Source organism: Candidatus Bathyanammoxibius amoris, assembly GCA_024451685.1.
GTDB lineage: Bacteria > Planctomycetota > Brocadiia > Brocadiales > Bathyanammoxibiaceae > Bathyanammoxibius > Bathyanammoxibius amoris.
In genome coordinates this window covers 241318-251533 of sequence record JAMXCW010000001.1, presented here as the reverse complement: position 1 = coordinate 251533, position 10216 = coordinate 241318, and the positions used below count along the sequence as shown (strand labels likewise).

The 10216-nt window shown below is 53.1% G+C and carries 9 protein-coding genes; 6 read left to right on the top strand and 3 right to left on the bottom strand.

The features are described 5' to 3' along the window. The first annotated feature begins 69 nt into the window (after positions 1-69). From NOU37_01205 to waaF, 3 genes are read left to right on the top strand one after another with little or no spacing between them, the layout of a single operon-like run. On the top strand, positions 70-471 hold the full coding sequence (locus NOU37_01205) for a DUF559 domain-containing protein (protein MCQ4573856.1): 402 nt from the start codon (positions 70-72) through the stop codon (positions 469-471). Positions 472-489: 18 nt separating this feature from the next. Beyond that, positions 490-2007 carry a B12-binding domain-containing radical SAM protein gene (locus NOU37_01200; protein ID MCQ4573855.1) on the top strand — a complete coding sequence of 506 codons (1518 nt, stop codon included), beginning with the start codon at positions 490-492 and terminating at the stop codon, positions 2005-2007. After that, the gene (gene waaF / locus NOU37_01195) at positions 1991-3076 is read left to right on the top strand and encodes a lipopolysaccharide heptosyltransferase II (GenBank protein MCQ4573854.1); all 1086 of its coding nucleotides are present in this window, start codon (positions 1991-1993) and stop codon (positions 3074-3076) included. Before NOU37_01200 ends, waaF begins: the two co-directional genes overlap by 17 nt. A gap of 216 nt (positions 3077-3292) precedes the next feature. Here waaF and NOU37_01190 read toward each other — a convergent pair whose 3' ends face one another. The 3 genes from NOU37_01190 to lpxD form a co-directional block, all read right to left on the bottom strand. Further along, complete coding sequence (locus NOU37_01190; GenBank protein MCQ4573853.1) at positions 3293-4972, bottom strand: thiamine pyrophosphate-binding protein; 1680 nt, start codon at positions 4970-4972, stop codon at positions 3293-3295. Positions 4973-5050: 78 nt separating this feature from the next. Continuing rightward, positions 5051-5869: a UDP-2,3-diacylglucosamine diphosphatase LpxI gene (gene lpxI / locus NOU37_01185; protein ID MCQ4573852.1), complete on the bottom strand. Its 819-nt coding sequence runs from the start codon at positions 5867-5869 to the stop codon at positions 5051-5053. Continuing rightward, positions 5848-6897 (bottom strand): UDP-3-O-(3-hydroxymyristoyl)glucosamine N-acyltransferase, encoded by a 1050-nt coding sequence (lpxD, locus tag NOU37_01180; GenBank protein MCQ4573851.1) that lies wholly within the window; start codon positions 6895-6897, stop codon positions 5848-5850. The genes lpxI and lpxD overlap by 22 nt, the downstream gene beginning before the upstream one ends. Before the next feature lie 774 nt (positions 6898-7671). Between lpxD and NOU37_01175 the strand changes: the two genes are divergently transcribed. From NOU37_01175 to groL, 3 genes are all read left to right on the top strand, one after another. Continuing rightward, a complete protein-coding gene (locus NOU37_01175) occupies positions 7672-8109 on the top strand; it encodes a response regulator (protein ID MCQ4573850.1) in 438 nt (145 codons plus the stop codon). A gap of 22 nt (positions 8110-8131) precedes the next feature. Next, entirely contained in the window at positions 8132-8419 is a 288-nt protein-coding gene (locus NOU37_01170; GenBank protein MCQ4573849.1) for a co-chaperone GroES, read from the top strand. 83 nt (positions 8420-8502) lie between these two features. Beyond that, positions 8503-10215, top strand: coding sequence for a chaperonin GroEL (groL, locus tag NOU37_01165; GenBank protein ID MCQ4573848.1), 1713 nt, complete (start codon positions 8503-8505; stop codon positions 10213-10215). The last annotated feature ends 1 nt before the right edge of the window (position 10216 follow it).

Genomic DNA, 10216 nt, shown 5'->3' with positions numbered 1-10216 from the left:
AGCCGTGCTCGTGACCAGGTTTTTCTGTTCCATTCTGTCAGTCTAAATGATATTGGCAATAAAGAGTGCATGCGTTACAAACTCCTCGATTGGTACTGCAATCAACGTAAGGCACAAATAGAAGCAGGATTAGAGGCCCTAAAACGAAAGGCTAATGAATTTGAAACAGATGTGGGCAAAATTATAATAGAACGTGGCTATCGAGTTATTCCACAGTACGAAGTTTTGACTAGGAAGCGGATTGACCTTGTAGTCCAGGGGAAGGAAAGCCGCCTTGCCGTAGAGTGCGACGGAGATAAATACCACGGCATGGATAAGTGGGAGGATGACCAACGGCGTGAAGAGCAACTGCGTAGGGCCGGCTGGACTTTTTGGAGAGTTATGGCAAGTGCCTTCTACAGAAACCGCGAAAAAGCGCTTGCCAGTTTGTGGGAGAAATTGGCTGAGCTTAAGATCGAACCATATTCCTAATTCAACTAACAAATTACCATGAAAGTGCTCTTCATATATCCAAACATAAACGCCCAGGTGGGGTTTAACTACGGGCTGGCCTTCATATCCGCAGTGCTAAAGAAGCACGGACACACCACAAGGCTCCTCAACCTGAATGAGAAATTGAACGAACTCCCCTCTGACGATGAGATAAAGGAATACATCCGGGATTACGCCCCCGGGCTGATAGGCATGTCGGTGGTAACGCCCCAGTACCCTACCGCGCTGCGGATAGCGCGGCTTATAAAAAAAGATTTCCCCGGTATACCCATCCTCATAGGAGGCGTGCATCCGACTCTCGTCCCCGACGAGGTATTGAAGGAAGACTGCTTTGACTATGCCTGCGCAGGCGAGGGAGAAGAGGCCGTGCTTGAGCTGGTAACAAGGATGGAAAAAGGTGAAGACACCTCCACCGGCCCCAACATATGGACGAGGATGAACGGCAAGATAAAACAAAACAACGTCCGCTCTTTTGTCGACCTGGCCACGCTCCCGATGAAGGACTATGAGCTTTTTGACCTCCAGCACATGATAAACAAAGAGGACGGCTGGGTGAGGCTGATGGGCTCCAGGGGCTGCCCCTTCCGCTGCAGCTACTGCTTTAACCACAAAATAGTAGAACGTTACAGGGACGAACTCGCCAGTTCGGACATCGGCTACGTAAGACGCCACGGCCTTGAAGAGGTGCTGGACGAGATAAAATACCTGCTCGACACGTACCGGGGCATAAAGACCTTCATCTTCGACGACGACATCTTTACCTTTGACAAAAAATTCCTTAAAGAATTTTGTGCCAGATATCCCGTGCTGACAGACGTCCCCTTCGTCGTGAACGCCCACGTAAGGGCCTTTGACGGGGAGAGGGCGAAGATGCTCAAGGAGGGGGGCTGTAGCATAGTGAAATTCGGGCTCGAGAGCGGCAGCGACCGCGTAAGGCGTGACGTGCTCCACCGACCGATGAGCAACGAGGAGATAACCCGGGCCTTTGACGCGGCCCATAAATATGGCCTGCACACCTCGGCCTTTGTCATGATAGGGCTTCCCTACGAGACGAGAGAGGACGTTATGGCCACGATAGAACTCCTGGGCAGGATACAACCGGGCCGCTTCCGCTGGGCGATCTTCTTCCCGTTCCCGAGGACGGAGGCGTATGAAATGAGCGTGCGGGGAGGGTTCGTTAATTTTGAGAAAATGCGGCAGCTGAAAAATTTTACGGAGGCCTCGTGTCTGAACTTCGGCCCCGAGCACAATCTCTTTATATCCAAACTGCAGAGGACTTTCCCCTGGTACGTAAACGCTTGTACTGAAGGCACTGCGGGCAACATCTACTCCTTCCTGACGCATATGATAGAAGGTCTGCCCCCTGAGAAATGGGAGGAGACCAGAGACGGCATAATCCCCGTTGACAGAGAACTATCCAATTATCTCAACAAAGCCGGTTGTAAACACTATTCATTCCGCTATAATAGCTTTACAGCGGTACGGTCAGACTGGGACAATGAAAAAAGCGAATAACATCCTAGTAACTTCCCCCAACTGGGTGGGCGACGTCGTAATGGCGACACCCGCTTTCAGGTGCATCAGGGAAAATTTCTCTAACGCAAAAATATCCCTCCTGCTCAAACCCTACGTTAAAGGCATAGTGGACGGCGCGCCGTGGTTCGACAACTTCATCGAATATGACCCCAAGGCAAAGCACAAACGGGCCGGTAAAACACTCTCCCTGATAAAAAAGCTGAGAAAAGAAAAATACGACTTCGCCTTCATATTCCCCAACTCAATCAGCTCCGCGCTTATAATCCGGGCGTCCGGCGCAAACAGGCGCATAGGATACGCACGTGATAACCGCTCATTGCTGCTCACCGACGCCATCCAGAGGCCCAATGAAAACGGACGCTTCTTACCCACGTACATGGGCGACTATTACCTCAGACTTTGTTCCAGTATAGGCTGCCGTGTGGGTTCCAAAAAAACCGAGGTATTTGTCACCCCGGAAAGCGCTAAAAAAGTAGATGAGCTCTTTACCAAGTACGGAATAGACGATTCGAAACCAAAAGTGCTTATAAATCCGGGGGCCTCTTATGGTTCGACGAAGTTCTGGAACGTGAACGGCTTTGCCGAGACCGCAGACCTCTTGCGTAAGAAACTGGACTGTCACGTGCTACTCGCCACCGGTCCCGACGAAAAAGACCTGGCCAAAGAGATAACGGAGGCGGCCAATGGAAATATTGTTAACCTGTCACAGAACAACGTCTGTCTCAAACTGCTCAAGGCCCTGATTAAGAAGTGTTCACTGCTGATAACGGTTGACTCCGGACCCAGGCATCTCGCCGTAGCCTTGGGCAAGCCCGTGGTCACCGTAATGGGCCCTACAGACCCCAGGTATTCCCGGACCAAGCAAGAAGTAGGCAAGGTCCTTAGAGAGCCCATAGACTGTGCCCCCTGCCATCTTAAGACGTGTCCCACAGATCACCGCTGCATGCAGCAAATAAAACCGCAAAGAGTGGCAGAGGCCGCACTGGAATTGCTGGCCAAACCGAAGGCAAGAACAAAGCCCCGGAAACGCAAGGCGAAGGTCTCTTAAAGGTCTGTTTAGCCCCCGGCATTTATTGTAAGTCTACCCCTCACCACGACTACCAATACATTACAACATACCCTGCATGGCTTAATTCGTCTTTTGGCAGTTGTAGGGGCAATTCACGAATTGACCCTGCCACAATGTTTCATGTCTTGTTTTAGTGTAATGCGGTTGGGCCATTTGTACGGGCGGTGCGGCAGGCTCCACTGTGCAATGAAGACGTTATTTAGGATTTGCGCGTTTATACTGGGCGGCCATCTGCTCACACGCACGGCGCAGTGAATCGCTGCAGTCCATCCTGTCGAAGTGGACTTCTATCAGAGAAAGGCCCTGATTCTTCTTCGCGGTTTCCAGGGCGTCTTCCAAATCACCCTCCGTATGTACTTCACAACCCCAGCCGCCGCCGAAAACATCCGGTAAGAGGTGGTATTTCCACGGTTGGATGTCGTTGTAAGGTCCGTCGATAATAAGCCGTTCAACGGTATATCCGTCGTTATTAATAACAAAAACGATGGCATCCAGATTGTTACGTATAACGGTCGACAACTCCTGGCAGGTGAGCTGAAAGGCACCGTCACCCACGAAGACGACAACACGCCGCTTCGGTGCAGCCAGGCCGGCTCCGAGTACGGCCCCCACGGTATAGCCAATGGAACAATAAAAGGCCTGCCCGATAAACGTCACCTCGTCCGGCATAAACACCTCGCCCGCGCTGAAGATGGCGCTGCCCCCGTCGGCTATAACAATATCATCCGCCTGTATAAAATGCGCCATGCGGTCATAAAAACGGTGGTTAGTCAGTTTCTGTTCAGCTTGGGGCTCGAAGGCCGCAGATTTACGATGCGTGCAGGAATCTACGGCAGGCCTGACGTCAAAACTCTCCGGTGACCCAGCCGGAAGCTTCTCCGTCAGTTTTTTGATGAAATCCCTCAGACTAACCTGATTATAGTAATGATTCTTGATTCGTACCCGTCCATCCCGTGCCACGATAAGCCTGTCATTGTCCAGCTTGGCCGTGAACCCGCCCAGGTTAATGTCGCTCATAAATGTGCCCAGACATAAGAGACCACCGGCGTTTTCGATGCGTTCCCTCACGTAATCCCGGCTGGACATACCTTCATAAAGGCCGATGAACTGGGGGTTTTTTTCGGGAAGCACCGTCTTGCCAAGCAGCATCGTCGCGAACGGATAGCCCGTTTTCTCGAGTAATTTACCGGCGGATTCCTGAAGACCGTACCGGTGGATTTCCACCCCTGCGAGTATTGCCGGATTATTGCAACCACCCAACAACGCAACCGCTTCATCAACCGCCTCTGCCAGGGCCGCCGGGTCACTGGCCATCGGTTCCGGAAACTCAAAGTCCCCGGGTTCAGCACAAGCCTGACGTGTAATATCGCTAGGCAGCTCAATGTACACGGGCCGCTTGTGATACAGGCAGGCACGAAGCGCCTTATCAATCTGTTCCGGCGCCTTGACCGGGTCGGTAAGCGACACCGCGGCGACGGTCACCCTCTGAAAGACCTCCACGGGGATGTTATAGTCGCCCAGGGTATGATGCAGCACCGCCGCGTGCTTGCGATTGGCGACCGTAGGGGCCCCGGTAATTGCAACGACCGGCACCTTCTCCGAGTACGCGCCCGCCACCGCGTTAATCGCGCTAAACTCACCGACGGCGTAAGTCGTGACCACACCGCCAATGCCGTTAATACGCGCGTAACCGTCGGCCGCGTATCCGGCGTTGAGCTCATTGCACGTGGTGACAAGCTCGACGCCGCTCTCCAGGATCTGGTCCATGAACCCCAGCACAAAGTCCCCTGGCACGCCGAAGACGTGCCTGAGACCGGCCTGTTCCAAACGGCGCAGCAGATACCGCCCCACGTTCCATCCCTGTGTCTCAGCCATTTATCTCCTAAACCCGTAATTGGACAGGGGCACGGCATGCCGTGCCCCTGCAATAGAATATAATGTTTTTGTTATTCGCTAGCGGGCGATTATACAGACCCCCGCCCTGTCGGCGGCATGTTTGACCTCGTCCCTGTCAAGCACCAGGGTCCGCCCCGCCTCTATCGCAAGACACGTCACACCGGCGTGCTTCAGCGTCTTCACCGTCTCCGGACCGATCGTCGGTACGTCGAACCTCATGTCCAGGTCTTCCTTGCTCACCTTTATTGCCACCACTCCTCCCCTGGCAAGCTTGCTCCCCCGGAGCAGGGTCTCGTCGGTGCCCTCTATGGCCTCAACGGCAACCACCACCTGGTCCTTCACCACGATGCTCTGGCCTACCCCCAGCCGCGCTATCTCCTTGGCGACATTCCAGCCGTATTCGATATCCTTATTCTCGTTCTCTGACGGCTCCCTTGTGGTAAGACAACCTTTTTGGGCAAGCAGTTGTGGCACGAAAAGCACGGAACTCTCCAGTTTTATGCCGTCCTTGGCCAGTTCGTCGGCCACGGCGCTCAGGAGGGTGTGGTCGTTCCTGTCCCTGACCTGTCTATAAAACAGGCTGATTCCCCGCCAGTCGGGCCGGTATTTAAGGAACGGGAAGCGGGAGTACATCTTTGATTTTGTCAGGCCCCCTGCCATAACGGCCCTGGTAACCCCCTCACTTTTCAGGCACTTGATGAGCTTGCCCAGCTGGGCGAGCTTTATCCAGTGGAGGCTCTCCACAAAGTCCTTTATCTCCGGCGAGGTCTCTCCCTCTATACCCACGGCGACAACCTTGACGTTATTCTCCCTCGCCCCCTGCGCGAACAATATGGGAAAGCGCCCGTTTCCCGCTATGAGTCCGATTTTTTCCATCCGAGCTTCTCTTCCAGGTCCCGTATCCGCCTTTTTAACGACCTCATGTCCTCGATGAGATTGGGCAGCCTGTGCGCGGCCATTTGTGAACGACGCATCTTTTTTATAGAGACGGCCGGGTAACCCAGGTAAGTATCGCCGCCGGGGAGGTCGTTCGTCACGCCGGCGCGCGCGCCGATCGTGACCCTGTCACCCACGGTAACGTGCCCCACGACGCCCACACCCCCTGCCAGGATGCAGTTACTGCCTATCTTTGCGGTCCCGGCCACGCCTATCTGGCCTATCAGCAGTGTGTTTTCTCCAATCTCAACGTTGTGTGCAATCTGACATTGACTGCCTATCTTTGTGCCCCTGCCTATCCGGGTAGCATCCAGGGCGCCCCTCTGTATGGTGGTGTTGTCACCTATCACCACGTCGTCCTCTATCACGGTCTCGCCCACCTGAGGGATGTCAAAATAACCGCTGCCGTCCGGGGCATAGCCGAAACCGCCGCTGCCGAGCACGGTATTGGCGTGGATTGTAACGTTCCTGCCTATCTTCGTATTCGCGTAGATAACCACATTGGGATGTATTACCGTATTATCTCCAATCTCACAATCGTCCCCGATATAGACCTTGGGCATAAGGACCACGTTGTCACCGAGAACCGTACGTTCTCCCACGTAGACGTGAGAGAATATACTCACGTCCTTACCGGTCTGAGCCGAAGGGCTTATTACGGCAGTTTTGTCAATGGTCTTCGGGTATTCCGTCTCCGGGTTCATCATGAGGTCCACTATCTTGGCAAACGCCAGATAGGGGTTTTTGCTGATAAGAAGAGGTTTATCTAAATCCTGGAACTTGGGTGAGACGATGATGGCGGATGCTGCGGTATTGTTTAATTTCTTCTCATACTTCTCATTGGCCAGGAAGGTAACGTATCCCTCTTCGGCATCGTCCATGGCCTTAATTCCACGGATCCTTATGTTCTTGTCTCCCTTTACCGTACCACCTACGTACTCGGCCAGCTCTCCAAGGGTTTTCTCCATCCTCTTCTCCTAGGTCCCGGTAAGAGAGATAAATTTAACTCCCGGTATCATCATTATAAACGGCCCCTCCGACAAACAGACACGACATCCCGGGCCGCCGCCTTCCTGCCAAAAAGCTCTCGGCAAGGGCAACTCTTTTCTGTAAATAACAATTATAAACCTTTTGCCCCACAGAGTACGTTACTGGAAACAGATGATCCATGATAAAGACCCCCCGGTGATTTGTCAATAGACAACACGCATAAGTACTTCTGTAAAAACATTTAAGAGAGACTGTTGCGCGGGTGTTAACACATATTTTGAGAAATTAATTAATTAAGAAACCGAAAAAATTGAGGCAAGCGGGGCCGGGGCATGCGCTTCAGGCACGGCATGAACCGCGCCCCCTTTACCCTGCTGGACTGCCACCAAAATTGTGAAGAATTAACACTTTTAAGGTGGATGACAGGCCACAACAGCGATAATGCAACAGCACCCCTCACTCTGCCAAGAACAACCGCAGTCTGTAAAGTATCAAATCGCGGTGTCGGACGTACCATTTTGATGACCCCGTAAAAACTGCCATTTCGGCAGGAGATTAACACGCCACATAGACTGTAGGGACCATGCATCTGACCTCATAAAAAAAGGCACAGATTTCGACTTCCCCACTAAGTACTAACACCATAAAACCTTATGTGTTGTATCGCCACGCCGGTGCCCACGGAAATGTATGAATGTATCAACCCTGAACTTGTGCGTGTTATTGGCATTTATTTTGCACAAAAGATTGCCATGGTAGCAATTTGTTCACCTTACAGTAACCGAAAGCAATACTCTCTGCTCATCACTGACACGGACGAGACCTCCAGGGAGATTATAAAGGATTTTTTCGAGCCAGAGGGTTATAATACCTATCTGGCCGGTTCGGGCAGGGAAGCCGTGGAGATTGCGAGAGAAGTGGTCATCCACGCGCTTATAACGGACATGAACCTGCCGGACATAAGCGGTCTCGATACGTTCGGGTTCATAAAGAAAGAGTTCCAAGTCGTCCTCCCGTGCATCCTGCTCTCAAGGGACGCATCAAAGGAGATGTTGTTGAGGGCAATCTCCGCAGAGGCCTACGCGGTTATCTCCAAGCCTATTAAGCTCGACGTACTGCACTTTGCCATGAAACAGATAATGAAGAAATACTACTGGGAAAGAGAAGATTTTAAGGGAATCCACATATAATAATTAAGGAGAGGCGTTCGCTATGAAGGTAAAACCTATCGGGGAAAAGGTCCTGGTAAAGAGACTCGAACCTGAAGAAAAGACTGCCGGCGGGATTCTACTTCCCGAGTCCGCAAAGGAAAAACCCCGGGAGGGAAAGGTGGTTGAACTGGGAGACGGCAAGCTCCTGAAGAGCGGCCAGAGGGTTAAGAGTCAGCTGAAGAAGGGTGACCGCGTGATTTTCTCATCATATGGGGGCACGGAGGTCATAATCGACGACGAGGAATACCTTATTATGTCTGAAGAAGACATACTGGCCGTTTATGCTTGAGAAGGCACACCGACCGCTGTTTACGCACAAACGTCTACAAACGATAACCCATTTTGCGTTTCCGCGCAGGAGGTTGGCGCACCATGGCAGTTAAGAAGATTTTCTACGGGGAAGATGCCTCTGGCATAATCTCCAGTGGAGTAAGCAAGATATCCCAGGCCGTCAAAATTACACTGGGACCGGGGGGCAGAGACGTAATCATTGAAAAAAGCTTCGGTTCCCCGACCGTCACAAAGGACGGTGTCACAGTAGCCAAGGAAATAGAACTGGAAGACCCGTACGAGGACATGGGTGCCAAAATGATAAAGGAAGTAGCCTCCAAGACCAATGACGTCGCCGGTGACGGCACCACCACCGCTACCGTCATAGCGGAGGCCGTCCTCCTGGAGGGCCTGAAGAACAAAACTGCCGGAGCAAACCCGATGTCCATCCGTAGAGGCATAGAAAAGGCCGTTGAAAAGGTGACACAGGAACTGCACAAGATGAGTGTCCCCGTTGCCGGCAAGAAAGAGATTGCCCAGGTGGCAACGGTGGCGGCCAACAGCGATGAGGAGATAGGTGCGCACGTCGCCAACGCCGTGGAACGTGTAGGGAAAGACGGTGTGATTACCGTCGAGGAAGGAAGCGGCATCGAGACCACGATGGACATGGTTGAAGGCATGCAGTTTGACAAAGGTTACCTCTCCGCGTATTTTATCACCGACGGGGACACGCAGGAGGTAGTCTTTGAGAACCCGCTTATACTGGTCCACGAGAAGAAATTGTCGCAGATAAAAGAACTCGTACCCCTGTTGGAAAAGGTCGTCCAAGCAGGCAAACCCTTCTTGATCATCGCTGAGGACGTGGCGGATGAGGCGCTGGCCACGCTCGTCGTCAACAAGCTTCGCGGCACACTGAACATTGCCGCCGTAAAGGCGCCGGGTTTCGGCGAGAAACGTAGGGCCATGCTGGGTGACATCGCCGCACTAATCGGTGCAAACCCCATCTTTGAGGACCTCGGGATTGAACTGGCAAAGGTAGACCTCTCGTACCTGGGAAGCGCAAAAAAGGTAATTATAGACAAAGAAAACACGACCATAATCAAAGGACGCGGCAGTAAGGAGAATATTGACGGCAGGATACAACAAATACGTGCGGAGATGGAGGCAACCACCTCAGACTACGACAAGGAAAAGCTCCAGGAACGTCTGGCCAAGCTCTCAAGCGGGGTCGCCGTATTAAACGTCGGTGCCGCCACCGAGGTGGAGATGAAGGAAAAGAAGGCCCGGATGGAAGACGCCATCCAGGCCACCAAGGCGGCTCAGGAGGAAGGTATACTGCCTGGAGGCGGTGTCGCACTGCTCCGCGCGGCAAAGGTCCTGGACAAACTTGAGCTTGCGGGCGACGAAGGGACGGGCCGGGACATCGTCAAAAAGGCACTGGAGGCACCCATAAAACAGCTTGCGACAAACGCCGGATTTGACGGAGAGGTGGTACTCTATAAGGTAAAGGAGGCCAAGGACGGTCGGGGCTTTGACGTTGTCCGGGGCGAGTATACCGATATGATAAAGCGCGGCATAATAGACCCCGCCAAGGTGGTGCGGACCGCCGTACAAAACGGGGCCAGTATCGCGGCATTACTGCTCACCACGGACGCGCTGGTCGGGGAGGTCCCCGAAGAGAAACCCCCGGCACCCATGCCCGGCGGTATGGGCGGCATGGGCGGGGGCATGCCCGGTATGGGTGGCATGGGCGGTATGGGTGGTGGTATGCCCGGTATGGGCGGCATGGGTGGCATGGGCGGCATGCCCATGTAAT

Bases quoted from the DNA above. Each gene is read 5' to 3' on its own strand.
- NOU37_01205 (MCQ4573856.1), top strand. From the start codon at position 70: ATGCGTTACAAACTCCTCGATTGGTACTGCAATCAACGTAAGGCACAA.
- NOU37_01200 (MCQ4573855.1), top strand. From the start codon at position 490: ATGAAAGTGCTCTTCATATATCCAAACATAAACGCCCAGGTGGGGTTT.
- waaF (MCQ4573854.1), top strand. From the start codon at position 1,991: ATGAAAAAAGCGAATAACATCCTAGTAACTTCCCCCAACTGGGTGGGC.
- NOU37_01190 (MCQ4573853.1), bottom strand. From the start codon at position 4,972: ATGGCTGAGACACAGGGATGGAACGTGGGGCGGTATCTGCTGCGCCGT.
- lpxI (MCQ4573852.1), bottom strand. From the start codon at position 5,869: ATGGAAAAAATCGGACTCATAGCGGGAAACGGGCGCTTTCCCATATTG.
- lpxD (MCQ4573851.1), bottom strand. From the start codon at position 6,897: ATGGAGAAAACCCTTGGAGAGCTGGCCGAGTACGTAGGTGGTACGGTA.
- NOU37_01175 (MCQ4573850.1), top strand. From the start codon at position 7,672: ATGGTAGCAATTTGTTCACCTTACAGTAACCGAAAGCAATACTCTCTG.
- NOU37_01170 (MCQ4573849.1), top strand. From the start codon at position 8,132: ATGAAGGTAAAACCTATCGGGGAAAAGGTCCTGGTAAAGAGACTCGAA.
- groL (MCQ4573848.1), top strand. From the start codon at position 8,503: ATGGCAGTTAAGAAGATTTTCTACGGGGAAGATGCCTCTGGCATAATC.